The organism is Ruegeria sp. BHSB064 (assembly GCF_059613205.1).
The window spans coordinates 1-24,953 of record NZ_JBXWSB010000066.1 but is presented as its reverse complement, the minus strand read 5'-3'; the positions used below and the strand labels follow the sequence as shown (position 1 = coordinate 24,953).

Annotated in this window: 24 protein-coding genes and 1 pseudogene; 19 read left to right on the top strand and 6 right to left on the bottom strand. The window is 57.0% G+C overall.

Annotated elements, in window-relative coordinates; genetic code table 11:
- Window positions 1-871 (bottom strand): circularly permuted type 2 ATP-grasp protein (locus AC2FNU_RS15410; RefSeq protein ID WP_496790175.1); only part of this gene is annotated, 871 nt, incomplete at its 3' end.
- Between the two features lie 348 nt (window positions 872-1,219).
- On the opposite strand from AC2FNU_RS15410, the pseudogene AC2FNU_RS15405 reads away from it, so the two are divergent.
- The 9 genes and pseudogenes from AC2FNU_RS15405 to AC2FNU_RS15365 all read left to right on the top strand — a co-directional run.
- Window positions 1,220-1,484: pseudogene (locus AC2FNU_RS15405) on the top strand (integrase); the annotation flags it as partial.
- A gap of 206 nt (window positions 1,485-1,690) precedes the next feature.
- The gene (locus tag AC2FNU_RS15400) at window positions 1,691-2,794 is read left to right on the top strand and encodes an MHYT domain-containing protein (protein ID WP_496790173.1); all 1,104 of its coding nucleotides are present in this window, start codon (window positions 1,691-1,693) and stop codon (window positions 2,792-2,794) included.
- Window positions 2,795-2,942: 148 nt separating this feature from the next.
- Window positions 2,943-3,797 carry an FAD binding domain-containing protein gene (locus AC2FNU_RS15395; RefSeq protein WP_496790171.1) on the top strand — a complete coding sequence of 285 codons (855 nt, stop codon included), beginning with the start codon at window positions 2,943-2,945 and terminating at the stop codon, window positions 3,795-3,797.
- 11 nt (window positions 3,798-3,808) lie between these two features.
- Window positions 3,809-4,303: a (2Fe-2S)-binding protein gene (locus tag AC2FNU_RS15390; RefSeq protein ID WP_152457016.1), complete on the top strand. Its 495-nt coding sequence runs from the start codon at window positions 3,809-3,811 to the stop codon at window positions 4,301-4,303.
- On the top strand, window positions 4,300-6,726 hold the full coding sequence (locus AC2FNU_RS15385) for an aerobic carbon-monoxide dehydrogenase large subunit (protein WP_496790165.1): 2,427 nt from the start codon (window positions 4,300-4,302) through the stop codon (window positions 6,724-6,726). Before AC2FNU_RS15390 ends, AC2FNU_RS15385 begins: the two co-directional genes overlap by 4 nt.
- 59 nt (window positions 6,727-6,785) lie before the next feature.
- Window positions 6,786-7,661 carry an AAA family ATPase gene (locus AC2FNU_RS15380; RefSeq protein ID WP_496790161.1) on the top strand — a complete coding sequence of 292 codons (876 nt, stop codon included), beginning with the start codon at window positions 6,786-6,788 and terminating at the stop codon, window positions 7,659-7,661.
- Window positions 7,658-8,845, top strand: coding sequence for a vWA domain-containing protein (locus AC2FNU_RS15375; protein ID WP_496790156.1), 1,188 nt, complete (start codon window positions 7,658-7,660; stop codon window positions 8,843-8,845). Before AC2FNU_RS15380 ends, AC2FNU_RS15375 begins: the two co-directional genes overlap by 4 nt.
- A complete protein-coding gene (locus tag AC2FNU_RS15370; protein WP_496790153.1) occupies window positions 8,842-9,627 on the top strand; it encodes an XdhC family protein in 786 nt (261 codons plus the stop codon). The genes AC2FNU_RS15375 and AC2FNU_RS15370 overlap by 4 nt, the downstream gene beginning before the upstream one ends.
- A gap of 103 nt (window positions 9,628-9,730) precedes the next feature.
- On the top strand, window positions 9,731-10,183 hold the full coding sequence (locus AC2FNU_RS15365) for an SRPBCC family protein (protein WP_496790151.1): 453 nt from the start codon (window positions 9,731-9,733) through the stop codon (window positions 10,181-10,183).
- A 212-nt stretch (window positions 10,184-10,395) separates the two neighbouring features.
- Here AC2FNU_RS15365 and AC2FNU_RS15360 read toward each other — a convergent pair whose 3' ends face one another.
- Window positions 10,396-11,307 (bottom strand): LysR family transcriptional regulator, encoded by a 912-nt coding sequence (locus AC2FNU_RS15360; RefSeq protein WP_496790148.1) that lies wholly within the window; start codon window positions 11,305-11,307, stop codon window positions 10,396-10,398.
- A 113-nt stretch (window positions 11,308-11,420) separates the two neighbouring features.
- Between AC2FNU_RS15360 and AC2FNU_RS15355 the strand changes: the two genes are divergently transcribed.
- Window positions 11,421-12,356 (top strand): VOC family protein, encoded by a 936-nt coding sequence (locus AC2FNU_RS15355; protein WP_496790145.1) that lies wholly within the window; start codon window positions 11,421-11,423, stop codon window positions 12,354-12,356.
- A 14-nt stretch (window positions 12,357-12,370) separates the two neighbouring features.
- A complete protein-coding gene (locus AC2FNU_RS15350; RefSeq protein WP_496790142.1) occupies window positions 12,371-12,991 on the top strand; it encodes an alpha/beta hydrolase in 621 nt (206 codons plus the stop codon).
- Here the strand turns inward: AC2FNU_RS15350 and AC2FNU_RS15345 are convergent.
- The gene (locus AC2FNU_RS15345) at window positions 12,953-13,927 is read right to left on the bottom strand and encodes a LysR family transcriptional regulator (protein WP_496790137.1); all 975 of its coding nucleotides are present in this window, start codon (window positions 13,925-13,927) and stop codon (window positions 12,953-12,955) included. The genes AC2FNU_RS15350 and AC2FNU_RS15345 overlap by 39 nt on opposite strands.
- A 283-nt stretch (window positions 13,928-14,210) precedes the next feature.
- Here AC2FNU_RS15345 and AC2FNU_RS15340 point away from each other — a divergent pair, with 283 nt between their 5' ends.
- From AC2FNU_RS15340 to AC2FNU_RS15305, 8 genes are all read left to right on the top strand, one after another.
- Window positions 14,211-14,465, top strand: coding sequence for a DUF1427 family protein (locus AC2FNU_RS15340; RefSeq protein WP_496790133.1), 255 nt, complete (start codon window positions 14,211-14,213; stop codon window positions 14,463-14,465).
- 30 nt (window positions 14,466-14,495) lie between these two features.
- Window positions 14,496-15,200 carry a hydrolase gene (locus AC2FNU_RS15335; protein ID WP_496790129.1) on the top strand — a complete coding sequence of 235 codons (705 nt, stop codon included), beginning with the start codon at window positions 14,496-14,498 and terminating at the stop codon, window positions 15,198-15,200.
- A 131-nt stretch (window positions 15,201-15,331) separates the two neighbouring features.
- Window positions 15,332-17,065, top strand: coding sequence for an amidohydrolase (locus tag AC2FNU_RS15330; RefSeq protein WP_496790127.1), 1,734 nt, complete (start codon window positions 15,332-15,334; stop codon window positions 17,063-17,065).
- A gap of 33 nt (window positions 17,066-17,098) precedes the next feature.
- The gene (locus tag AC2FNU_RS15325) at window positions 17,099-17,407 is read left to right on the top strand and encodes a GNAT family N-acetyltransferase (protein WP_496790124.1); all 309 of its coding nucleotides are present in this window, start codon (window positions 17,099-17,101) and stop codon (window positions 17,405-17,407) included.
- Entirely contained in the window at window positions 17,391-19,001 is a 1,611-nt protein-coding gene (locus tag AC2FNU_RS15320) for an MFS transporter (RefSeq protein ID WP_496790121.1), read from the top strand. The genes AC2FNU_RS15325 and AC2FNU_RS15320 overlap by 17 nt, the downstream gene beginning before the upstream one ends.
- A gap of 14 nt (window positions 19,002-19,015) precedes the next feature.
- Window positions 19,016-19,900, top strand: a complete 885-nt coding sequence (locus AC2FNU_RS15315) for an efflux RND transporter periplasmic adaptor subunit (RefSeq protein WP_496790117.1) — start codon at window positions 19,016-19,018, stop codon at window positions 19,898-19,900.
- 55 nt (window positions 19,901-19,955) lie between these two features.
- Window positions 19,956-20,408 carry a (2Fe-2S)-binding protein gene (locus AC2FNU_RS15310; protein ID WP_496790114.1) on the top strand — a complete coding sequence of 151 codons (453 nt, stop codon included), beginning with the start codon at window positions 19,956-19,958 and terminating at the stop codon, window positions 20,406-20,408.
- Between the two features lies 1 nt (window position 20,409).
- The gene (locus AC2FNU_RS15305) at window positions 20,410-22,590 is read left to right on the top strand and encodes a xanthine dehydrogenase family protein molybdopterin-binding subunit (protein ID WP_496790109.1); all 2,181 of its coding nucleotides are present in this window, start codon (window positions 20,410-20,412) and stop codon (window positions 22,588-22,590) included.
- Between the two features lie 7 nt (window positions 22,591-22,597).
- Here AC2FNU_RS15305 and AC2FNU_RS15300 read toward each other — a convergent pair whose 3' ends face one another.
- The 3 genes from AC2FNU_RS15300 to AC2FNU_RS15290 form a co-directional block, all read right to left on the bottom strand.
- Window positions 22,598-23,419 carry a 3-oxoadipate:acetyl-CoA acetyltransferase gene (locus AC2FNU_RS15300; protein ID WP_496790104.1) on the bottom strand — a complete coding sequence of 274 codons (822 nt, stop codon included), beginning with the start codon at window positions 23,417-23,419 and terminating at the stop codon, window positions 22,598-22,600.
- Window position 23,420: 1 nt separating this feature from the next.
- Window positions 23,421-24,305, bottom strand: a complete 885-nt coding sequence (locus tag AC2FNU_RS15295) for an intradiol ring-cleavage dioxygenase (RefSeq protein ID WP_496790099.1) — start codon at window positions 24,303-24,305, stop codon at window positions 23,421-23,423.
- A 39-nt stretch (window positions 24,306-24,344) separates the two neighbouring features.
- On the bottom strand, window positions 24,345-24,953 hold a 609-nt coding region (locus tag AC2FNU_RS15290; protein ID WP_496790094.1), incomplete at its 5' end, for an aromatic-ring hydroxylase C-terminal domain-containing protein.

The window sequence follows — 24,953 nt, the reverse complement described above, 5'->3', positions numbered from 1 at the left end:
CTAATGCGCTGTCAGGGTTGAAATTCAATGGATCCAAGAAGTCATCATCAACCCGGCGATAAAGCACGTCGATAGGTTTATAGCCTCTGGTGGTGCGCATGCAGACGCGTCCGTCGACAACCCGAAGATCGTGACCTTCGACCAATTCCACGGCCATTTGATCAGCGAGAAACGCATGTTCGTAATAGGCTGAGTTATAGATGCCGGGGGTTAACACCGCGACAGTGGGCTCTCCGTCTGCGCAAGCTGGCGCACAGGCCGCAAGAGACCGTCTCAGATTGCGGGGGTAGTCAGAAACATTCCGAACATTGGTCGCGCTGAAAAGTTCGGGGAACATCTTTAGCATCGTTTCCCGGTTCTCCAGCATATAGCTGACCCCGGATGGTGTTCGGGCATTGTCTTCCAGAACGAAAAATTCGTCTGGTCCGGTTCGCACCAGATCAACACCTACAATGTGCGTATAAACCTGTCCGGGCGGTGAGACACCAAGCATCTGCGGCAGGAACGCTTCGTTACCGGCAATCATCTCAGCCGGCACGCGCCCGGCCCGGACAATTTCCTGACGATGATAAATGTCATGTAAAAATGCGTTGATTGCCCGCACCCGCTGCTCGATACCGCGTTCCAACCGCTGCCATTCCCGCGCGGAAATGACTCGTGGTACGATATCAAACGGGATCAGACGTTCCTCGGCCTCGGCTTTGCCATATACGTTAAAAGTAATGCCCGTCAGCCTGAAAACTTCTTCGGCCTCGCGCTGTTTGGCCCTTAACCGAGCTGCGTCTTCAGCGTTGAACCAACGGCCAATTTCTTCATACGGACCTCTGAGCGATCCATCGCCGTTGATCATTTCATCAAAATACTCACTCATACCATAAGTCTCACGATCAACTCAGAATATTCAAGTTATTTGAGTTCGGTTGTCCGGAGCCTTCAGGCAAAGCGCTTAAAATTAAGGCATTTTGAGAAGTATGATGGCCTTGCCAACATAGCGCTGTTGGTGTCGTTAGCTCAGACCAGATTTATTGAACTGCGCTGAGCGGTGCCTGGTTTTTCCTGGCATCGGAACGTCCAATTTGGGCTCAGACCAGCCCAATACCCTCACAGCGCTTACGGGACACCAAGCACTCGGACAAAGACCATTCAAACCAACAGTAGTGTTCGGTTGTCAGCGTGGCGCTGATGTTTGGGCTTTGCCTAGGGGATTGGAGGGCTCAATATCCCAAAAGATCAACTTCCCGCTGTCACCCCAAAACGAAGAGCCTGGAACAAGGGCCGGATCGTCGACCAGAAAAGGCCACTGTTGCCGAAACACGTGTTGGCAATCCGCGCACGGCTCGAATTGGGCAGGAATCTGCACGATCTCACCCTGTTCAACGTGGCGATTGATGGCAAGCTTCGCGGACGCGACTTGGTGAAACTGTCTGTCAGCGATTTCGTCAGAGAGGGTCGCGCTCACGAGAGGGTGTCTGTGATCCAGACCAGACCTACGGCCGCACTGCAGAAGTGGTTCGGGTCCAAAGTTGTCAACAGCTCATACCAAAGCTGTCCCGCCCAAAGAGCAACAAATGAGATAGACGCGTGCCCTGTATGGCAACGTCCGCTTAAGCGTTTAGGTTCTGCCAAATGAGCCGTTGCCGGGAACAGGCAAAGATTGAAATAAGAAATCCGCTGCGGCATTGTCCGGCCTATGGAATTTCTGGACTTCGGACATAACCCTTGGTTGGTGGTGACATCGTTCGTTGTAGCGCTTGTTGCTGGCGCCACGGGATTGTCTTTGACGAGGGATTTGTCCGAAAAATCGCTGTCACAACGCAGGTTGGCCATCGCTTTGGGTGCCGTTGCTTTGGGTGGCGGGATATGGTCGATGCACTTCGTTGCTATGCTTGGCCTGAAGCTGCCCATCTTATTTTATTATGACGCAGCAATCACGCTCGCATCCGCGCTAATTGCGATCCTTATGGTAGCCTTGGCGCTTGTGCTGTTGCATTTCACTGAGCGTTCCAAAGGGATCATCATAGCTGCCGGAGCAATCGTAGGCGCCGGCATCTTGGCGATGCACTATGTCGGAATGGCAGGCATGCAGCTTTGCAAACCCGTCTATACCCTGCAGGGTGTGCTCGGGTCGTCGGTATTGGCTATTGTCCTTTGCATTCTCGCGATCGGCATTGCGTATAATGAGCGTTCCAACAGGACCATCGCGATCGGCACATTGTGTTTCGGCGTAGCTGTCTTTTCAGTGCATTTCCTGGCCATGGCGGGAACCAATTTTGTGGCCTTGCAAAACATCCGAGAATTTGGGCCCGTCATCAGCAACGAAGTCATGGCCGTTGGGGTGATCTTGTCGAGCTTTGTTATCTTCGGCGCATTTTTGTGGGTCGGCACAACTTATCTTGTGCCTAGGCAAGCCACAGATGTCCCGATGACGGACGCGGTCCAAGACGTAAGTCTACCAGACCAGACCCCGCCCATTCGCATCCCTTGTGAAAGAGACGGAGGCAAGGTCTTTATTGCCGCGCCAGACGTTGTGTTTGTCAGGGCAGATGGTCACTACACACAGGTCTACACGCGCACAGAAAAGTATTTTTGCGTCTGGCCGATCACTGAAGCGGTCAAACGGCTGGAGCCAATTGGTTTCTTGCGCGTGCATCGCAGCTATATCGTGAATCCCAACAAGGTCTCACGGTTTGAACGGACAAAAGACAAGGGACAATGCACCTTTGGTGAGGCCGATCTTCCCCCGGTGCCGGTTAGCCGTTCGAACCTGAAAGCAGCACTGACCGCCTTCGGGTAACGCGTGGCAACTCCGGCGGCGCAACTCGTGCGTCCTGAGGCGCATTTCGTGCAAAACTAGCGAAAACAAAGTGTTTTCCCGGGTCAATCACCCCATCTCGCGCGAGCCTTTCTAACAGCCAGAACAGTTGCTGCAGGGAGGAGAGGCAATGATTCCAGCTGCCTTTGAATACTATAGACCAAAGGATTTGGGGGAAGCTCTGTCCGTTTTAGTGGAGCATGGGGATGACGCACGCGTGCTCGCAGGGGGGCACAGTCTGATACCCATGATGAAGCTTCGCATGGCCGAAGTGCCACATCTGATCGACTTGCAGGATGTGAAGGGTTTGAGCGGTATCTCCATTGAGGGGGATAGCATCCGCATCGGCGCGATGACAACGCAACATGATATCATCGACAACGCTCAATTGGCGTTGGCTGCGCCGATCATGCGCGAGGCTTCATTGCAGATCGCTGACCCGCAAGTGCGCTACATGGGCACGGTTGGCGGCAATGTTGCCAACGGCGACCCAGGCAATGACATGCCGGGTTTGATGCAGTGCCTGGACGCGACCTTCACCTTGGTTGGGCCGGATGGTGAACGCAAAGTTGCGGCCCGCGATTTCTACGAAGCGGCCTATATGACTGATCGTGAGGATGAAGAGATCCTGACAGCGGTGGAGTTCGATGCGCCAAAGGGCGGTTACGCCTATGAAAAGCAAAAGCGCAAAATCGGCGACTACGCCACCGCGGCTACTGCGGTCCTTTTGACTAAAGAAGCTGGGGTTTGCACCTCGGCTTCCATCGCGATGACCAATCTGAGCGACACGCCAGTTCATTCTGAAGATGCTGGTGCTGCGCTTGTCGGCACGTCTGTGGATGATGCGGCAATCAAAGCGGCCGTGGACGCCATGTTGGGCGACATCGACCCCACACAGGACAACCGCGGTCCCATCGAATTCAAACGTCACGCAGCGGCGATTATCCTGCGCCGTGCGATCGAAAACGCCTGGGCCAGAGCCTGAGGAGAGAGATCATGTCAAAGAAGAAACATTTCACTCTAACCGTGAATGGCGAGGAGCAGGAGTTCCTGGCAGAACCGCGCGAACTGCTGATCCACACCCTGCGCGAACGGCTGCGCAAGACCGGTCCGCACATTGGCTGCGAGACCTCGCATTGCGGCGCTTGCACCGTGACCATGAACGGCAAATCGGTAAAGTCCTGTACCGTGTTCGTCGCGCAGGCTGACGGGGCCGAAATCACCACGATCGAAGGGCTTGGTAACCCAGACAGCCTGCACGTGTTGCAGGAAGCGTTCAAAGAACACCACGGGCTTCAATGCGGCTTCTGTACACCGGGTATGATCACCCGCGCATCCAAGCTTTTGGAAGAAAACCCGAATCCAACTGAGGAAGAGGTGCGCTTTGGCATGGCGGGTAACCTCTGCCGCTGTACCGGGTATCAGAACATCGTCAAATCTATCCTCGCCGCCGCGGCCGAGATGAACTCTGCGAAGGAGGCGGCACAATGAACAAGGAACTGACCCGCGAAGAACGCGCCGACGCGCTTGGAGGAATGGGTTGCAAACGTAAACGCGTTGAAGATGCCAGGTTCACCCAAGGCAAAGGCAATTATGTCGACGACATCAAACTGCCTGGCATGCTTCATGGTGATTTTGTGCGTTCGCCCTATGCCCACGCCAAAATCGTGTCGATCAATGCCGAGGCCGCGTTGGCGCTGGACGGCGTGATTGCCGTGCTGACGGCCGAAGACCTCGCGCCCCTTGGTCTGCACTGGATGCCGACGCTGGCGGGCGACAAACAGATGGTATTGGCTGACGGCAAAGTGCTCTTCCAAGGTCAGGAAGTGGCATTTGTGGTGGCAAAGGACCGTTATATTGCAGCTGATGCGGTGGAGCTGGTCGAAGTGGAGTATGAAGAACTCCCCGTTTTGACCGATCCCTACGCAGCATTGGAATCCGACGTGGTTCTTCGCGAAGACCTGATGGGCGAAGGTGGAGCGATTCCAGACGGGGCCCACGGCCCCCGCAAACACCCCAACCACATCTTTACGTGGGAAGTCGGCGAAAAGGATGCGACCGAGCAGGTAATGGGGGAAGCTGACGTGGTCGCTGAAGAGATGGTGTATTACCATCGCACGCACCCATGCCCGCTCGAAACCTGTGGCTGCGTGGCCTCAATGGATAAGGTCAACGGCAAGCTCACGCTGCATGGCACGTTCCAGGCGCCTCACGCTATCCGCACCGTGGTTAGCCTGATCTCGGGCATTGAAGAGCACAACATCCGCGTGATCTCGCCCGACATTGGCGGCGGCTTTGGCAATAAGGTTGGGGCCTACCCCGGTTATGTGTGCTCGGTCGTGGCATCGATTGTCACCGGCGTTCCGGTGAAATGGGTCGAGGACCGTATGGAAAACCTGATGACCACCGCCTTTGCCCGTGACTACTGGATGAAAGGTAAGATCAGCGCCACCAAAGAGGGTAAGATCACCGGTCTTTGGTGCCACACGACAGCAGACCACGGCGGTTTTGATGCTTGTGCCGACCCGACCAAGTTCCCGGCTGGGTTTATGAACATCTGCACCGGGTCATACGACATCCCGACCGCGTATTTGGCAGTGGACGGCGTCTACACCAACAAGGCGCCGGGCGGGGTCAGCTATCGCTGCTCTTTCCGTGTAACCGAAGCCGCCTATTTCATCGAACGCATGATCGAGGTTCTGGCGATAGAGCTGGACATGGACGCGGCTGAACTGCGCCGGATCAACTTCATCAAGAAAGAGCAGTTCCCCTATCAGTCCGCGCTTGGGTGGGAGTATGACTCGGGCGACTATCACACTGCTTGGGATAAGGCGCTAAAGGCTGTCGATTATGAAGGGCTGCGTGCAGAACAAGCTCAACGGGTCGAGGACTTCAAGGCGGGCAAAACCCGAAAGCTGATGGGTATCGGCCTGACGCATTTCACCGAAATCGTCGGTGCTGGACCCGTCAAGAACTGCGATATCCTCGGCCTTGGCATGTTCGACAGCTGTGAAATCCGCATCCACCCAACCGGCTCAGCGATCGCGCGCCTTGGCACCATCTCGCAAGGCCAGGGCCATGCCACGACCTTTGCGCAAATCCTCGCAACCGAGATCGGTCTGCCGGCAGACAGTATTACCATCGAAGAGGGTGATACGGATACTGCGCCCTACGGTCTTGGAACATACGGCTCACGCTCGACGCCGGTAGCCGGTGCCGCGACCGCGATGGCAGGACGTAAGATCCGCGCAAAGGCTCAGATGATCGCGGCCTACCTGCTGGAAGTGCACGACGATGATGTCGAATTCGACGTGGATCGTTTCGTGGTCAAAGGCGCGCCTGAAAAGTTTAAGACGATGAAGGAAATCGCCTTTGCCGCCTACAATCAGGCCATTCCGGGTATCGAGCCGGGTCTGGAAGCGGTCAGCTACTATGACCCGCCGAACATGACCTATCCCTTTGGCGCCTATGTCTGCGTGATGGACATCGATGTGGACACCGGTGTGACCGACATTCGCCGCTTCTATGCGCTGGATGACTGTGGCACCCGCATAAATCCGATGATCATCGAGGGCCAGGTGCACGGTGGTCTGACCGAGGCGCTGGCCGTCGCTCTGGGGCAAGAGATCGCCTATGACGAGATGGGCAACGTCAAGACCGGCACGCTGATGGACTTCTTCCTGCCGACCGCGTGGGAAGTGCCGAATTACGAGACCGATCACACGGTTACCCCCAGCCCGCACCACCCAATAGGTGCCAAGGGTGTCGGTGAAAGCCCCCATGTGGGCGGCGTGCCCTGTTTCTCCAACGCGGTGAATGATGCCTTCCGTGCCTTTGGCCTGCGTCACACACATATGCCGCACGATCACTGGCGGATCTGGAAGACAGCAAACGAACTGGGCCTTCACGGCTAAGCTTCTGGCGCGCGCAGCAGGGATGGCGGCGCGCGCCTTTTAAACCACTTGAGGCTCTGATGACCTGGACCGATCTCCAATCTGCACTTGCAGAACAGAACTACGTCGCGTCAGACGATCTGGCGGTGTCGCTGCATTTGGCTTTGTCATTGCACCGCCCTTTACTGCTGGAAGGTGCAGCGGGCGTGGGAAAAACCGAGGTTGCCCGAGTACTGGCCGCGGCCCAGAACACGCAATTGATCCGTCTGCAATGCTATGAAGGTTTGGACGCCTCTCAGGCAATCTATGAGTGGAATTACCAACGGCAACTGCTGGCGATCCGTGCGTCCTCTGAAGCAGGCGAGACCGGCAAGGCGGTCGAGGATCGGATATTCTCGCGCGAGTATTTGTTGGAGCGCCCCTTGCTGTCGGCGATCACGCAAGATGTTTCTCCGGTTTTGCTGATCGATGAAATTGACCGCGCGGACGAAGAGTTCGAAGCCTTCCTGCTCGAGATTCTCGCCGATTACCAAATCACCGTGCCGGAACTTGGCACCATCAAAGCCACCACCGTGCCAACAGTTATACTGACCTCGAACGGCACCCGCGAGTTGTCGGACGCGCTAAGGCGTCGCTGCCTTTTCGCTTACGTCGATTATCCCGATAAGACGACGGAACTCGCGATCCTAAAGGCCCGTTGTGCTGGGATTGAAGCGCTGCTGGCCGATCAAGTGATCGGGTTCGTCCAGGCGCTGCGCAAGGAAGAGCTGGAGAAAGTGCCCGGAATCGCGGAGACACTGGATTTTGCCGCCGCGCTCATGGGGTTAGGGATTGCCGATCTAACGGAAAACCCGGCGGACCTCCAAGCCACACTCACGACACTTTTGAAAACTCAGAGCGATCGCGCACATATCACCACCGAAGTCGCACAACGCATTGCGGGGAAGGCCGCATGACCCGCGTAACCCGATTTGCTGGCCGCGATCCCGGCGCCACCGCGCGCATGGCGGGGTTCCTGGCCCATTTGCGCGAGAATGGCCTGCGCCTTGGCGTGCAGGAAACCGAAGCGGCTTTGACGGCCTTGACCTATGTTGAGGCAGCCAACCCTGCAGAGGCGCGTTGTGCCCTCAAGGCGGTCTGCACGGGATGCAAGGACGACGCGCAGAGGTTTGGTTTGTTGTTCGACAGTTTCTGGATGGATGCCGGACGCGTGCGAACAAAGGTCATGCCGAAAATGTCGGCCCCTACCAAGGGTGATGACAGCGTACATTCGTCACGAAATGCCAAAGGAGAAGACGTTGGAGGCGCTGGCGAAGCGACAGCGCCGGACGGAGGTGACGGAGATGCCGAAAGCGATGGCGACGGCAAGCTGATCGCCACCGAGATGCGCAACCTGTCCCGGCGCGACTTACGTGATCTGGTACGGGCAGAAGAGATTGCCGAGGCCGAAGAGGTTGCCCGCCGCCTTGGACAAGCGCTGCGCGACCGCCGCTCCCGCCGCCGCATCGCGGCCCGTAAAGGGGACCGCCTGCATTTCCGCAAAACAATCCGGCGCAGCCTGGCAACTGGGGGCGAACCCATCCGACTCATCAAACGCAAACGCCCTGATCGTAGTCGTAAAATCGTAGCGCTATGCGATGTTTCCGGCTCCATGACTGTATATGCGCAAGTGTTCCTGGCCTTTTTGGCCGGCCTGATGCGTGGTGATCCAACCGCTGACGCATACCTGTTTCACACACACCTTGTGCGGATAACCGAAGCTTTACGCGACAAGGACGCGATGCGCGCCATCGGACGGATGTCCTTGATGGCGGATGGGTTCGGCGGGGGCTCCAAAATCGGGGAAAGCCTGGACCGTTTCGCGGCCACTTACGCGCGCCGTTTTGTCGATGGGCGTTCGGTCGTGATGATCCTCTCGGACGGCTATGACACCTCTTCTCCTGACCACATCGACGCTGCGTTGACCAAGTTGCGCAAACGCGGCTGCCGCATTCTTTGGCTGAACCCTCTCAAAAGGTGGCGCGATTATGCGCCCGTCGCAGCGGGCATGACGGCAGCATTGCCTCATTTGGACCGCTTTTACGCAGCCAACACGCTGGCGGACCTTGCCGCGCTGGAGAAGGAGCTGGTATCGCTATGACCCCCGCTGAGTTGTTTTCATCAGACCTGGCAGAAACAGCCCTGTCCCTGCGCGCCAAGGAACAACCTTTTGCCTTTGCCACAATCGTGCGCACAGCGGGAACCACTGCGGCCAAACCCGGCGCAAAGGCGATCATAGGTGCGGATGGCACTATCTTGCATGGGTTTCTTGGCGGCGGCTGCACCCGTGGCGCTGTAAGGCGAGCCACCTTGGAAGCCCTCGAAACCGGTGCGCCCAAGCTCGTGTCGGTCGCGCCGGAAGATTTTTTGAACGATATCGGCGTCAGTGCCGGAGCAATGGTGGAGGGCATATTCTATGCGCGCAACGGTTGTCCCTCTCGTGGTACCATCGACATCTTTATTGAGCCCTGTCTTCCCATGCCAGAGTTGACAGTACTCGGGAACTCGCCGGTCGCAGAGGCTTTGGCACAGATCGCACCACATTTTCACTGGTCTATCACACGTGCCTTGGATGGGGAGAATGCAGTTGGAAAGATGAGTGCGGTCGTCGTGGCGACGCAAGGGCAGGGCGATCTGGACGCCTTGCGCGACGCGCTTGCTTACGATGCAAACTATGTCGCCTTTGTAGGCAGTAAGAAGAAGTTCGCTGCCCTGTCTAAAAAGCTTTCTGAAGCCGGTGTGCCCGAGCTCACACTCGCGACCGTCTCAGCCCCAGCTGGTTTGGATATTGGTGCTGTCACGCCTGAAGAAATCGCGCTCTCTATTCTGGCCGAACTGGTCACCGTGCGCAGGGATTCTGTGGAAAGGAATCAAAATGCGTAAATTTTTCAATTTCTTATCTCGTGTTTTCAAGCCCTCCAAAGATCAGGCTGAGGTGCTTGCCACGATCAAATACCCCTGTTGCTGAACAAAGAAAGGAACCGCCATGGAACTGGCCGACGAAATTATCATCGATGCCCCGCGAGACGTGGTTTACGCGGCGCTGAACGACCCCGAAATCCTCAAACGCTGTATCCCCGGGTGCGAAGAGCTGATCAAGAAATCTGACACCGAACTTGAAGCCAAAGTAGTTGTCAAAGTTGGGCCAGTGAAAGCGAAATTCAGCGGAGATGTGGTCCTTAAAACAGACGGCGCGCCAGAGACGTTCTCACTGGATGGCCAAGGCAATGGTGGCGCAGCGGGCCATGCAAAAGGCGGCGCTGACGTAACTTTGACCGAAAATGGCAATCAGACCATTCTGCGCTACGAAGCCAAGGCCGTGATCGGCGGCAAGTTGGCGCAACTTGGGAGCCGTCTTATTCAGAGTACAGCGAAGAAACTTGCGGCCAAGTTCTTCAAGTCCTTTGCAGACGTCATGTCGGAAGAACCCGTTGCTTGATCTGCACGTTAATGAGCCTTGCCACCGTGGCTCTCAGCCCGCTTGTCTTTTTTTTAGCGGGCGATTACGCCTCTGTCTTACCTGGAGTGTTTTACGATCTAGATGATCGCTTGTTTGCGCGTAGCGCCGATAGCTTCAGATGCTGTGATCCATTTCCTCAGCAATGCAATATTTGTCCCGCTCGATTTGATCCGCGCTGGCCCTGAATGGACTTAGGGTTTCGTATCCAGGTTCGGATGCTCTTGCACAAACGTTTCAAAGTAATCGGCAAACGTGCTGACGATTGGCGGAAGTTGTTCGTACGGGGGGTAATAGAGTGTGAGCCATAGGGACGTAACGGTCCAGTCTGGCATGACCCGTTTAACTTCCCCGGTTTTTATCCCATTGCCGGTGATGAAGTCCGGCAGCACACAAATACCGTCCCCGGCAACCGCAAGAGCATAAAGGAAATCACCATTGTTGGAGATAATTTTCCCCCCTGCCTGCACCACCCTGTTGCCGCCAGGATGCGAGAGTTCCCAGGTTTCAGCGCTGCCTTGAGCGCTATATGACATCAGCACCTCCGGATTCAGATCATGCGGATGACCGGGCTCTGGAATGCGTTCAAACAGCGATGGAGCGGCAATCATGTGCCGGGGGACTTCGCACAGTTTGCGCCAGATTGTTGATTTGTCCGTCGGTGGGCCAGAGACGCGCACTGCAAGGTCGCAATTTTCCTCGATCACATCGAGCAGGGTATCGGTAAAATTGATCTCGACCGAAATATTCGGATAGGCCAGCCGAAACCCCGAGATCACTTGCGGTAGCAAGGTGACGCCGAGTGAAACAGGTGCGGTCAGTCTTAAGTGGCCCTTGTCGGGTTGATTGGCCCGCAGAAGACTGCGGGTAACGTCTTCAAACCCTTCCAACAGCGGTCGATAGCGGGCAAGTACAGTTGCTCCGGCGCTGGTGAGCGAGACTTGTCGTGTCGTGCGTACCAGAAGCTGTGTGCCCAAGTCTTTCTCAAGCTGCGCGATGATCCGCGTCACGGACGCGGGTGCGATGTTCAGTTCCCGGGCGGCCAGCGAGAAGCTTTTCAAGTCGGATACAGCGCGCAGAACGCGGATGGGTTTGAGCTCGATCATCTCCAATTTATAATTTCATTTTTGTCAATAATAAACCTACAATCATGTCTATTAACTTAAACAATATTCACGCCATCTTTGAAGCAAGTTGAACACTCGCCAAGGAGAGCAACATGATCAAAGATATCAAGGGGCTGCACCACGTCACGTCGATGGCTGCTAACGCCAGCACCAATAACGCTTTCTTCACCAACACTCTCGGCCTGCGCCGTGTAAAGAAAACGGTCAATTTCGATGCGCCCGAAGTTTACCACCTGTACTACGGGGATGAGGTTGGTACGCCGGGTTCCGTCATGACCTACTTTCCTTTTGGTCAGATGCCCAAAGGAAGCAGAGGTGCCGGAGAAGTTGGTGTCACTGAATTTGCGACCCCCAAGGGCGCTCTCAGGTTCTGGCAAGAACACCTTGCATCCAAAGGAGTGACCGGGCTGACCGAACACACAGCGTTTGGAGAAAAGCGTCTGTCCTTTGACGGCCCTGATGGCGACAGTTTTGCGTTGGTCGAGTCAGACCATCGTGGCCGGTCGGCCTGGACCCAGGGCGGCGTTCCCGATGAGGCTGGGATCCTTGGGTTTCGGGGCGCCCGGTTCTCGCTTAAGGATGTCGATGCGACAGGCGAACTTCTCAGCTTTATGGGATATCAGAAAGCTGAAACGGAAGGCACCGCTACAAGGTACGTGATCGAAGGGGGCAATGCCGCAGACACAATCGACCTGCAGCAACTGCCTTCAGGTACGCCAACCGCTGGTCAGGGCGCGGGGTCTGTACACCACATTGCCTTTGCAGTTGAGGACCGTGCCGCGCAACTGCGCGTTCGGCAGGCCTTGCTGGATACAGGCTATCAGGTGACTCCGGTCATCGACCGCGACTATTTCTGGGCGATCTACTTCCGCACGCCCGGCGGTGTGCTGTTTGAGATTGCCACGAACGAGCCCGGTTTTGACCGTGACGAAGATACGGCCCATCTGGGCGAGGCGCTTAAGCTGCCCACACGTTACGAGCCACATCGCAGCAAGATCGAAAGTCTTCTGCCCTCACTTGAACCATGATGACGGAGGTTGAGATGTCTAAAGATCTCTATCAGGCGCTGGTGCGGGCGCCGCAAGCTGCCCGTCCGCTGGTTTTTGCCTTTCACGGCACAGGAGGGGACGAGCATCAGCTTTTCGAACTGGCTGGCGAGCTTGTTGCCGGAGGTGGAGTGGTTTCACCGCGCGGTGATGTCTCTGAGATGGGCGCGGCGCGGTTTTTCCGCCGCGCCGCAGAAGGGGTTTATGACATGGAGGACCTTGCGCGCGCGACCGAAAAGATGATTGCGTTCATCGAAGCCCATTGCTCAGAGTATCCCGGCCACCCCGTCTATGGTTTCGGCTATTCGAACGGGGCGAATATGCTGGCGTCCGTCTTTCTAAAACGTCCGGACCTTTTCGAAGCGGTCGGGCTCTTGCATCCGATGGTGACGTGGGAACCCGAAGTAAATCCGCAGCTAAAGGGGCGGAAGGTTCTGGTGACGGCGGGCCGGCGCGATCCGATCACACCGCTGCCGATGTCGGAACGCCTGATCAAATGGTTGTCCGAGAATGGTGCCGTGGTCACATCCGACATTCATGAAGGCGGGCACGAATTGCGCAACTCCGAGCTGACGGCCCTAGCGGCCCACTTCAACGGGGATGTCAGCCTCGGCTGAATGATCAAGCAGCGCATTCAACGTAGACAACACGGCGGCTTCTTTGCGCGCCCAGGACATGAACTCATGGATATGCTCTTCACGCTCGCGCCCCGGGTGGCAACAAATGAAATAGTTGAACCCGGTCTCTACTACAGGACCGAATGGGCAGATCAGCCGACCGTCAGAAAGTGCCGAGTAAACCAGCAGCGATCCACACAGCGCTACACCCGCGCCTGCGATCGCGGCGTCGACAATCTGACCGCCCGGTGGTCTTTCGAACCGCATGGCTTTGGAAGGGTCTACCGCATTCGGGAGACCAGCGTGTTGGCTCCAAAGAACCCAGCTGGGAACCGATCCGGCCAGCATCGGCGTTGTGTCGTACAAAACCTGGGCGGCGTTAATGTCGGCCGGAGACCGTATACCAAATGTGTTCAGCACTGCCGGGCTGGCGACCACCAGCATCAGCTCACGGTGGAGCAACTGCGCATACCGGTCCGACGGCGCTTCGCTTGCATATCGGATCTCGATATCGGCCGTGGCGTGGGTTTTGTGGTCCGAGGGGTTTTCGGACTCGATGTGAACCTGAACGTCAGGGTGGTCCTTTGTAAACTTGTGAAGCCTGGGCAAAAGCCACTTACTGATCAGCGCATTGCTGGAGCTTATACGAAGTTTGGGCGCTTTCTTGGGTCGGACCTCGTCGACCACTTGGCGGATTTGCAGAAACGCTTCGCTGATCGTTGGCTGCAAGCGCTGTCCTTCAGGTGTCAGATGGATCGCGCGGGTCTTTCGCACAAACAAAGGCACTCCAAGGTCGGCTTCCAGCGCCTTTATCTGCTGGCTGACCGCGCCCGGCGTGACCGAAAGTTCATAGGCTGCTTCCTTGATCGATCCGCGCCGGGCCGCCGCCTCAAAGGCGCGCAAACTCAGCAAGGATGGCAATCGGGTCAGTGGCATGGCAGCTCAAATTTATAGTTTAGCCCAGCTAATGCATACCCGCAGAACTTCTGCTTTGTCGAGTTCAAACTACGCCCCACATCGTTACACAACAGAACCTGGAACTGAGTGAAATGATCACGATTTACCAAAAGGCCTTGCAAGGACGTGCACTGGACGGAGGGCTGGACAGCCTTCAAACAGCCTCGTGCCGTCGTTTTCAGCACCGAACCAACATGGGGCCTGCACGTCCAGAAAACTCAGTCGTCAAAGCAATCGCATCCAAATTCCAAGGAGGCCCAAAGTGACTTGGCAACCCTACCTTATTTCGCTCGCAGCGGGCCTAGGGATTGGGGTCATCTACGGCCTGATCGCAGTCCGCAGTCCGGCCCCGCCGATCATCGCCCTTTTGGGCCTCTTGGGCATGCTTGCCGGAGAAGCTGCCGTGCAATGGATCAGGGGCCATTCCGACGCCGTGTCGCAGGCCCTGCATCTGAAGTCTTTCGCCGTGACGAAGACGGACCAAATCACAGAACCCAGCAAAACCGAAACCCTTTGACCCCATCCAACCTCAACCAAGGAACGAACAATGTCCAAACTTGATGTCCTGACCCCAGAGAACAGCCAGATCATCTTCATCGACCATCAGCCGCAGATGGCGTTCGGTGTGCAGTCGATCGATCGTCAGACGCTGAAAAACAACACCGTTGCCCTGGCCAAAGCCGCCAAGATCTTTGACGTGCCCACAACCATCACCACGGTCGAAACAGACAGCTTTTCGGGGCACACCTATCCTGAACTTCTGGACGTTGATCCGCAGGCACCTTTGCTTGAGCGCACGTCCATGAACTCTTGGGACGACCAGAAAGTCCGCGATGCGCTGGCACGCGGGGCAGTTGAAGGCCGCAAGAAAATCGTGGTCTCGGGATTGTGGACTGAGGTCTGCAATATCACCTTCGCGCTGAGCTGCATGGCCGATACGGATTATGAAATCTACATGGTTGCGGACGCGTCGGGGGGTACGTCGGTTGATGCCCACAAATACGCAATGGACCGGATGGTTCAGGCCGGAGTCATCCCTGTGACCTGGCAGCAGGTTCTGCTGGAATGGCAGCGAGATTGGGCACGGCGCGACACATACGATGCTGTCATGGACCTGGTGCGCGAACACTCCGGTGCCTACGGCATGGGCGTGGATTACGCCTATACAATGGTCCACAAGGCCCCATCGCGCACCCGCCACGCCGGCCCGACGCTGGACGCGGTGCCTGCCGGCAAGGTCGCCGCAGAATAATCTGCCGCGCAACGCTCGCTCGGTCCTTTCATCCCTCCCCGTGAAACCGAGCGGGCGATTTTTCAGACCTTTCTCTTCTGTGCCCGTCCGACGGGCACCGACAAGTCCCGCTTTGCCAAAGGATTCAAACTATGGTCGCTCCAGACAAGATACTCTTCAACGGCAAGATCACGACAATGGATGCCGACATGCCCGAAGCTACAGCTGTGGCCATATCGGGGGATCAGATCACGGCTGTTGGTATAGACAAGGAGACACTCGGGCTTGCGGGCCCCGAGACCGAGACAATCGATCTGGGTGGCCAACGTGTGATCCCCGGTCTGATCGACAGCCACACGCATATCATTCGGCAAGGCAATAACTTCGCGATGGAGCTGCGCTGGGACCACGTTCCGTCGCTTGCCGATGGTCTGCGTATGCTGAAGGCTCAGGCGGAGCGTACACCTGCGGGTCAATGGATCCGTGTCGTAGGCGGCTGGTCGGTTGACCAATTCGCCGAAAAGCGGCTGCCAACGATTGATGAGATCAATGCGGTTGCGCCGGACGTGCCTGTCTACGTGTTGCACCTGTATGATCGCGCGTGGCTGAACAAAGCTGCCCTTCGCGCGATTGGCATCGACAAGCATTTCTACGAACCCTTTGTCTCGGGCCGTCTTGAGCGGGACAATCAGGGCAACCCGACCGGGTTGGCAATGGCGCGGCCCAATGCTCAGCCGCTTTATGCGCTGTTAGACATGGCACCCAAGCTGGATTTCGAGCAGCAGGTCACCTCGACCAAGCACTATTTCAAGGCGCTGAATGGCCTTGGATTGACCTCGGCTTTGGATTGCGCGGGTGGCTTCCTGAACTATCCCGATGACTACGGTGTCATCACCGAGTTGAACAAACGCGGCGAACAGACCGTGCGCATCGGCTATCAGCTATTTGCGCAGCGCCCGATGTTCGAACTGGACGACTTCAAACAGTGGAATGACATCGTCAAACCAGACGAAGGCGACGACTACCTGAAATGTGTGGGAGCGGGCGAGATGCTGGTCGCGTCGGCCTATGATTTCGAGGATTTCAGCTACCCACGCCCCGATCTGCCCAAGCGGATGGAAGGAGACCTCAGGCCAGTACTGGAGTTTCTGTTCGAAAACCGCTGGCCGATCCGCTTCCATTGTACTTACGAGGAAAGCGCCCATCGGTTGCTGAGCCTTATTGAAGAGGTCGGGCGCGACAAAGGGCTGGAAGAGCTGAACTGGATTTTCGATCACGGTGAGACGATTTCGGAATCCACCATGGAATGGGTTGCCCGGTTGGGTGGTGGTATCAGCTACCAAAACCGCATCGCCTTTCAGACCACGGCCTATCGTGATCGCTATGGCGAAGACGCCCTGCGCGGGGTTATGCCGGTCAAAAAGATGATGGCATCTGGTGTGCCTCTTGCCGCTGGCACGGACGCCACGCGGGTGTCTTCATATAATCCGTGGCTGGCCATTCACTGGGCCGTATCGGGCAAGGGCCGCGGTGGAGACGTTATCTGGAGCGCCGCGAACCGTTTGGATCGGCACGATGCGCTGCGTCATTGGACAGCCGCAGGGGCTTGGTTCAGCCGGGAAGACGGCAAGAAGGGTCAGATCAAAGCAGGTCAATGGGCGGATATCGCCGTGCTCGACCGGGATTATTTCGCAATCGCCGAGGACGAAATCACCGAGATCGAGGCCGATCTGACGCTAACTGGCGGCAAGATCGTGCACGCCAAGGCTCGTTTTGCAGCTCATGCGCCAGCCCCCTTGCCAGAGCTTCCCGATTGGTCACCTGTGCCGATCTTTGGTGCGCCGGGGGCGTCGGCGCAGGGTTCGGGCAGCCTTGCGGCTGAATAACGGCAGGTGTCCCAAGACCTCAGGAGATTTCCCATGTTGGACGACCAAAAGCTAAAAATCACCTACAGCGAAAGCGACACAAAAGCTCGGTACGGCGCTTCGGTGTCCGGGATCGTGAGTGAGGCGGAACTGACACTGTCTAAGGTCACGCCCAGCCTTGTCATCGCCGATCATACGTTTGTCCCGGATGAGCTGCGTGGCCGTGGCTTGGCCCGTTTACTGGCAGCGCAGCTTGTGGCGGATGCCCGCGAAAAGGGTCAGCGCATCGTCCCGCTGTGCCCATTCCTGCGGTCCTACGCAGAAAGAAATCGCGAGGAGTTGGCTGATGTCATCCAGTGGTAGTGTAGCAAAGTCTGCACCTGCCGTGTCAGGCTCGGCTTGGGCACCATTCGGCTACCGCGCGTTTGCGCTTCTTTGGGTTGCGACACTCATCTCTAACGTCGGCACCTGGATGCACGATGTGGGTGCGGGTTGGCTGATGACAACGCTCAACTCATCCCCAGCGGTGGTTTCACTGGTGCAGGCCGCAACAACCCTTCCGGTCTTTGTTTTTGCCTTGTACGCCGGAACGCTCGCGGATCGGCTTGATAAACGCAAATTGCTGATCACGGTGAATGTGGTGTTGCTGGTGCTGGTTTCGATTCTGACTGTGCTGGTTCAGCTTGAACTGGTAACACCTACGCTCCTGATCCTGTTCACATTGGCAATCGGAACTGGCACCGCCTTCATGGCTCCGGCCTGGCAAGCAATCGTGCCAACTCTGGTGCCGCGCGATGCGCTGCAGCCAGCCATTGCGCTGAATTCAATGGGCATCAACATCAGCCGTGCTATTGGCCCTGCCTTGGCGGGCGTTCTGATTGCATCGGTCAGTCTGGCGGCCCCGTTTGCGGTCAACGCCGTCAGCTACCTTGTGATCATCGGCGCTTTGTTGCTGTGGAAACATGAAGGGGGTGTTTCAAAAACTTCTCAGCCCGTCTTCAACGCGATGATGACCGGTATGCGGCATGTCGCGCATAATGCAGCGCTGAAAGCAACGCTGATCCGGTCCTTCGCCTTCTTCATCTTTGCTTCGGCCTATTGGGCACTGCTACCGCTGGTCGTGCGGACCATCGAAGGTGGTGGAGCCACGCTTTATGGTCTGTTGCTGACCTTGATCGGCACTGGGGCTGTTGCGGGTGCTTTGACCCTGCCAAAGTTTCGGGCGCAGCTTGATGCCAGCACCACTGCCGCAGCGGGCACTGTTGGTACGGCGGTCGCAATGGCAGTTTTGGCAACGGCATCAACGCCGCCGATGACCTATGTCGCCGCGCTGCTCGGTGGCTTTAGCTGGATCGCGGTTCTGACGACATTCAACGTGTCGGCACAAACCGCGCTGCCCAATTGGGTCAGGGCGCGCGGGTTGGCCGTAAACCTGATGGTATTCTTCGGGTCCATGGCGTTCGGATCGGCACTGTGGGGGCAGGTTGCCACCGCGACCTCTGTTTCAGCAACGCTGCTGATCGCAGCAAGCGGTCTGATCGTTGGCTTAATAGCAACGCGCAAATGCCAGCTGGGACAAGGGGAAGATCTGGACCTGACACCCTCGATGCATTGGCCCGCGCCACAAGTTGCTTTGGAAGAAGACGGTTTGGGATCCCGCGGACCGGTCATGGTCGAAGTCGAGTATCGCATCCGCCCCGGAGACGAAGCCGCATTCCTGTCCGCGATCCAGGAATGGTCGGGCGAACGCTGGCGCGATGGCGCCTATGATTGGCGTGTCTTCCAAAGTGCCGAAGACCCCGAGCTATGGGTCGAGGCCTTCATGGTTTCGTCCTGGGAAGAACATCTGGCTCAGCACGCTCGGGTGTCACGGCAGGATCAGGATGTTCAAAAGACCGTCGCTGCTTTCGACACCAGAGAAAGCGGACCCGTCGTCCGCCATCTGATTGCGCCATGATGAGAGTGTTTGAAATGCTGTGCCCATCCACCTCAAAATGGCGCGGTTTGCCGGTCATGCTTCTTGCAGCTTTGTTCGGATTTCACGGGCCTGACTGCGCGTCTGCTGGAGACCTGGGGTTTGAAGGTCATATCGAAGCAGTTGATCGGTCGGACGTCTACAGCCGCGCAGAAGGCATTGTCGAAGAGGTACTTGTCGCCCAAGGCGATTATGTGGAGGCAGGCACTCCACTGCTGCAGCTGCGAAATGATCTGGAAAAACTGGCGGTTGATGCCGCGATTGCAGAGCTGGCCAAAGCCGAGGCTTTGCTGGATCAAGCGCGCGATAAAATGGAACGCGCCGCTCAGTTGTCCACGCGAGGAACAGCAACAGAAGTCGCGTTGTTCGAAGCGGAAACCAACCTTGCATTAGCTGAGGCCGAAACCGCGTTGGCCGAAACAGAGTTGAAGATCGCGCAAACGAATTATGACGACACGCTCATACGCGCGCCGATCTCTGGCCATGTTGAAGATCCACAGGTCGGGCCGGGGTCACTGGTCGAGTTCAGTTCTGGCGACCCGCCCTTGTTTCAGATCGTGAACATTGACCGCCTGCGCGTTGTTTTCGAGATCCCTTACGCCCACTGGGTCGCGGAGATGAGCGGGAATGACGCGCGTGCAGGCGCATCTTCGGATTTGGCCCAGTTTCGCTTCGTGTCGGAAACTGGCGCGGTATTGCAAAAGCCATTCACGCAAACTGGTTCGGCCGTTTGGGTGGACGACAAAAACGGCAAAATCCGGGTGTGGGCGGAATTGGAGAACCCAAATCCGGCTTTGCTGCCGGGATTGAAAGTTCGTGTCACGCCCGTGTTCCCTTCGGGCACCGGGGTCCGGCAAAACCACTCCATGGTCAGGCCATGACGAAACCCACTCCACACGACCCCATCAACATCAGGCATCACAAGGACGGTTCCAAATGATCAAATTCGAATTGAACGGCCGACCCGTAGAGGTTGATAACCCCCCCGACGAAATGCTGCTGCTGGTCCTTCGGGACACACTCAAACTGAAGGGCACGAAATACGGATGCGGTGCTGCCATGTGTGGGGCCTGCACTGTGCATGTGGATGGTGTGGCGTCATTCGCTTGTCAGATGTCGATCAGCGATGTGGAAGACGCGCAGGTCACGACGATCGAAGGGTTGTCCGAAGATGGCTCGCACCCTGTTCAAAAGGCTTGGATTACTGAAGAGGTCGCACAATGCGGCTATTGCCAGTCGGGCCAGATCATGCGCGCGGTGGCACTTCTGGCGGACAATCCATCCCCGACACGACAGGAAATCGTCGATGAGATGAGCGCGAACCTTTGTCGCTGCGGAACCTACAACCGCATTTTCAAAGCCATCGAACGCGCAGCCCAGGAGGTTTGAGATGACCATGACCGTGAACCGCCGTGGGTTTCTACAAGGTGCTGCTGGCCTTACGTTCTTCATTGGAGCGGGCGGGCTGTCATCGGTCCGCTCTGAGGCCGCAGGTGGAACGCTGGATGTCAATCATTGGTTGACGATCCGGTCCGACGGAAGCATCCGTATCGTGTTCCCTTCGACTGAAATGGGACAGAGCAGCTATTCCACACTGCCGCAGATCCTCGCTGAGGAATTGGATGCAGCATGGGACGACGTTGAGATCGAACAGTTGAACGCTGATGATCGGCGCTTTGGAAATCAGCTGTTTGGCGGTGTTTTGTATACAGCGGGCAGCACTGGAACGCAGTTCTACTTTGACCCGATGCGTAAGGCAGGCGCGCAGGCCCGCGACGTGTTGCTGCAAATCGCAGCGCGTGAATGGAGTGTGGACAAAGCCAGCCTCAGGACCGAACCAAGCGTTGTTTTGGGCCCGGATGGCCAACAGGCAGGGTATGGTGAACTTGCGGCGCTCGGTTCAAGGGATGTGACGGTACCAGACGCTGAAACTGTGCCTCTGAAAGACCCATCCGCGTTTCGGATTATCGGGCAAGATCTGCCGCGTCGCGACGTTCCGGCCAAAAGCACAGGTCAGGCCGAATACGCGATCGATGTGGATGTGCCCAATATGGCCTATGCTGCTGTTCTGCGCGCACCAGTCGAGGACGAGGTACCGCTTTCCATCAATGACGTGGCCGCACGCGAGGTACCGGGCGTCATCGATATCGTGACCGTACCCGACGGTGTCGCCGTCGTCGCGGAAAGCCTGTGGTCTGCCTTGGGGGCACGGGGTTTGCTTGAGGTCGAATGGTCCACCACCTCACCGTTCCGGACCTCAAACAGCGAAGAGACGCTCGCCGAATACGCCGCCGCTGTCAGTGATCCTGAAGCTTCGGGTGCAACCTGGGCCGAGAAAGGAGACGCCCCTTCTGCTATTGGCAAGGCTGACCGGCAGTTCTCGCAGCTTTACCTGTCGGACTATGCCTACCACGCTCAGATTGAGCCGATGGCGGCTGTTGCTAACGTGGATGCGGGCGGGCAGGGGGCCGAGGTTTGGGCGGGCACACAAACGCAATCGTGGACTGCGCGCACGGTGTCCGAAGTGCTGGGCATTCCTGTCGAAAACGTTCGTCTAAACATGATGACAATGGGCGGCGGCTTTGGTCGACGTACGGCCCTGATGCAGAACTATGTGCGCGATGCGGTGCTGTGTTCCAAGGCCGTTGGTCGACCTGTCAAAGTGATCTGGCCGCGTGAAGACGACGTAAAGCAGGGGACTTTCCGCCCCGCTGCGGCCCAAAAGCTTGAGGCAGGTCTGACCGCGGACGGAAAACTGGACGGGTGGTATCACAAGGTCGCTACGCCGACGGTGATCGGTTTTTTCAATCCGCTACGCTGGGATGCGGTGAACCCGAACGATGTGATCTCAATGCGGGGTGCGGAGAGCAAGTTTTATGGGATCAAGGATTTCCGCGCTGATCACTTGATCATGGACAGGCACGCGCGCCTGGCCCCTTATCGCGGTATTGGTGCGTCCTATACCGCCTTTGCGGCAGAGTGTTTCATGGATGAACTGGCGGAACAGGCCGGACGGGACCCGTTGGAGTTCCGGCTGGATCTTGTTTCTGAAAACCCGCGGGGGCGACACCTGCTTGAGAAGGTGACCGAAATGTCCGATTGGCACAATCGGGGTGATCGAAACTTAGGTCTGTCCTTCGCTGGCTACAGCTCATCCATGGCCGCAGGTGTGGCGGAAGTTGAAGTCGACGCGGACAGCGGAGAGATCCAGATCACCAACTTCTGGGCCGCGATAGATGCGGGCCTGATCGTTACGCCGGACAACGCACTCAATCAGATCGAAGGTGGCATCGTATTTGGTATCTCAATGGCTCTTTCCGAAAAGATCGACATCGAAAACGGCGAGGTCGTGCAAAACAACTTCTGGGACTACGAGATCACACGCGCGTCGCAGATGCCGGAAATCGAGATCTACGTCGCAGAGGTCGATGCGCCGCCTGTTGGTGTCGGCGAGGTTGGCACTCCGATGGTGCCTGCGGCCATTGCTAACGCGTTCTACGCCGCACAAGGCAAGCGCTTGCGCCACATGCCGTTTACACCGGATCGTGTGGTGGCTGCATTGGGCAGCTAGTTCCGGTTTAAAACCCAAGTATCTCACGCGCCTGGTTGGCTGTCGCAACCGGGCGCTCGTACTGGGCACAGATTTCGGCGGTGCGCGTTACAAGCGCTGCGTTTGAAGGTGCAAGCGTATTGCGATCCAGTCGTACGTTATCTTCAAGGCCGGTTCGTGCATGGCCACCAGACGAAATTGCCCAGTGGTTAAGAACCTGTTGCTGCGCGCCAATGCCCGCAGCGCACCACGGCGCACCCGGAAACACCCGATTGACTGTTTTCACATAAAAGTCAAAGACTTCGCGATCAGCAGGCATTGCGTTTTTGACGCCCATCACAAATTGCACATAAGGCGTATCCTTGATTTGCCCTTTCTTGTGCATCTCGGCCGCTTTCAGGATATGGCTTAGGTCGAAGGCTTCGATCTCTGGTTTGACGTCATAAGTCACCATCTCGGCTGCCAGCCAATCGACCAGATCAGGTGGATTTTCATACACGCGCGTGGGAAAGTTGTTTGACCCCACTGACAATGAGGCCATGTCAGGCCGCAGCGGCAACATGCCGCCGCGCGTCTTGCCCGCGCCGGACCGCCCGCCTGTCGAAAACTGGATGATCATGCCGGGGCAGTGTTGCTCTAACCCTTCTTTCAATCTCGCGAATTTTTCAGGATCGCTCGACGGTGTCTCATCGTCATTTCGAACATGCGCATGGCAGATCGTCGCCCCTGCCTCAAAAGCTGCCTGTGTGCTTTCGACTTGTTCCTCGACGGTTATGGGCACAGCCGGGTTGTTTGCCTTGGTTGGTAAAGACCCGGTGATCGCGACGCAAATGATACAAGGCTCTGCCATGTCACGCCTCTTTGGGGGCAAGAACGAAATCGAATTCGACGTCCCAATAAGGACCCTCGAAGCCAACTTTCGCAGATCGTGCCGGATCATCGACACGGTTGAATTCGGCGATCAGGCTTTCTTTGACCCCAAATACCGCATCCGAATTGATGTATTGATCATCGGGATCGAAGATATGAGTGGTCAGGTCGTCGTAGCCGGGTTTGGAAACGATGTAGTGTAGGTGCGCTGGTCGGTACGGGTGGCGACCAAGACGCTTCAACAGATCGCCGACCGGCCCGTCATCCGGGATTGGGTAATTCTTGGGTCGGACGGCTTTGAACCAGTACGCGCCGTCCGCTCCGGTGGTGAAGACGCCGCGCAGGTTGAAATCGGGCTGAATACCCTTCTGTTGAACGTCGTAAAAGCCGTCATCATTAGCCTGCCAGACGTCAATCTTGACGCCTTCCAACGGGTTGCCGTCTACGTCAGTGACACGACCCCGCACCACCATATCCTCACCCTTTTGGTCGAGACAAATGTTGTGTCCCATCTCGTATTCCGGGGCGCCGCCTACGTGGAAGGGACCCAGCACGGTGTTCTCGGAGGCCCCAGTTGGGCGACGAGAATTCACGGCATCGACCAACATCGAAACGCCTAGAACGTCGGACAACAGAATATACTCCTGCCGCCAGTCGTCGCACATGTGCCCAACCTTGGTCAGGAACATGATCGCCTCGAACCATTCCTGCTGCGTTGGTTCGATTTCCTTCACGGCTTCATGGAGCTTACGGGTGATGACATCCATCACCTGCTTCAGCCGTTCGCTTTCTGCATTTTTGTTCCGTGCCGTGACGACCTCGGCCGAGTTTTCCTCGGTGAAGTATCCCATCTCATGCGAGTCCATTTTGGCCTCCTGACTTGTGTAAGTTTGCTCCGGATTGGCTCATCGCGAAAGCACCGTGGTCAAAGCACGGCGCAGTTCGGCTTCGGCATCCGAAGCCATTTCGGCTGAGCGCCATGCCACATGTTGATCAGGACGGACCAACAAACAGCCCGTATCTGAAATCTCGGAAGCGCGCGCCCAATCCCCGGTGTGGTCAACATACGTCTGGCGCGGACCGATGATGTGACAGCGAATGGGCATGCCCAGCTCTTTCGAGACGGCCTCGGCCGCAGTTACCCAAGCCTCGCCACCAATTCCGGTCAACACGGTGAATTCTCCACGACCGCATAAATCCAGCGTCGAATGTTTGTTCCCGGTGTCATGATCGAACACCCACACATGTGGAATACGCGCGCCGGGCCAAGTTGTCGGCTGGTAGTGCAGTTCAGCATCCTGATCAAAACCGGGATTGGGTTGACCATCCGTTTCAATCGCACAGGAGTCGTAGCGTTGGTTCATTTCGACGCCATGCGCATCGAACTCATATTTCTTGAAGGCAATCGCCTCGCGAATGGCCTGTCTTTGTGCCGCAGCTTCAGGTGTTGATCCCGAGCGGGCCTCAAGGTTGCTTTGCATGACCTCAGGGTCTACGCCTTCAGCCATTCCGAG

Coding starts and splice junctions, on each gene's coding strand:
- AC2FNU_RS15365 (WP_496790151.1), top strand. CDS start 9,731: ATGGAACTGGCCGACGAAATTATCATCGATGCCCCGCGAGACGTGGTT.
- AC2FNU_RS15350 (WP_496790142.1), top strand. CDS start 12,371: ATGTCTAAAGATCTCTATCAGGCGCTGGTGCGGGCGCCGCAAGCTGCC.
- AC2FNU_RS15305 (WP_496790109.1), top strand. CDS start 20,410: ATGACCATGACCGTGAACCGCCGTGGGTTTCTACAAGGTGCTGCTGGC.
- AC2FNU_RS15300 (WP_496790104.1), bottom strand. CDS start 23,419: ATGGCAGAGCCTTGTATCATTTGCGTCGCGATCACCGGGTCTTTACCA.
- AC2FNU_RS15385 (WP_496790165.1), top strand. CDS start 4,300: ATGAACAAGGAACTGACCCGCGAAGAACGCGCCGACGCGCTTGGAGGA.
- AC2FNU_RS15345 (WP_496790137.1), bottom strand. CDS start 13,927: ATGCCACTGACCCGATTGCCATCCTTGCTGAGTTTGCGCGCCTTTGAG.
- AC2FNU_RS15370 (WP_496790153.1), top strand. CDS start 8,842: ATGACCCCCGCTGAGTTGTTTTCATCAGACCTGGCAGAAACAGCCCTG.
- AC2FNU_RS15360 (WP_496790148.1), bottom strand. CDS start 11,307: ATGATCGAGCTCAAACCCATCCGCGTTCTGCGCGCTGTATCCGACTTG.
- AC2FNU_RS15320 (WP_496790121.1), top strand. CDS start 17,391: ATGTCATCCAGTGGTAGTGTAGCAAAGTCTGCACCTGCCGTGTCAGGC.
- AC2FNU_RS15395 (WP_496790171.1), top strand. CDS start 2,943: ATGATTCCAGCTGCCTTTGAATACTATAGACCAAAGGATTTGGGGGAA.
- AC2FNU_RS15390 (WP_152457016.1), top strand. CDS start 3,809: ATGTCAAAGAAGAAACATTTCACTCTAACCGTGAATGGCGAGGAGCAG.
- AC2FNU_RS15325 (WP_496790124.1), top strand. CDS start 17,099: ATGTTGGACGACCAAAAGCTAAAAATCACCTACAGCGAAAGCGACACA.
- AC2FNU_RS15380 (WP_496790161.1), top strand. CDS start 6,786: ATGACCTGGACCGATCTCCAATCTGCACTTGCAGAACAGAACTACGTC.
- AC2FNU_RS15335 (WP_496790129.1), top strand. CDS start 14,496: ATGTCCAAACTTGATGTCCTGACCCCAGAGAACAGCCAGATCATCTTC.
- AC2FNU_RS15295 (WP_496790099.1), bottom strand. CDS start 24,305: ATGGACTCGCATGAGATGGGATACTTCACCGAGGAAAACTCGGCCGAG.
- AC2FNU_RS15375 (WP_496790156.1), top strand. CDS start 7,658: ATGACCCGCGTAACCCGATTTGCTGGCCGCGATCCCGGCGCCACCGCG.
- AC2FNU_RS15355 (WP_496790145.1), top strand. CDS start 11,421: ATGATCAAAGATATCAAGGGGCTGCACCACGTCACGTCGATGGCTGCT.
- AC2FNU_RS15310 (WP_496790114.1), top strand. CDS start 19,956: ATGATCAAATTCGAATTGAACGGCCGACCCGTAGAGGTTGATAACCCC.
- AC2FNU_RS15400 (WP_496790173.1), top strand. CDS start 1,691: ATGGAATTTCTGGACTTCGGACATAACCCTTGGTTGGTGGTGACATCG.
- AC2FNU_RS15330 (WP_496790127.1), top strand. CDS start 15,332: ATGGTCGCTCCAGACAAGATACTCTTCAACGGCAAGATCACGACAATG.
- AC2FNU_RS15315 (WP_496790117.1), top strand. CDS start 19,016: ATGCTGTGCCCATCCACCTCAAAATGGCGCGGTTTGCCGGTCATGCTT.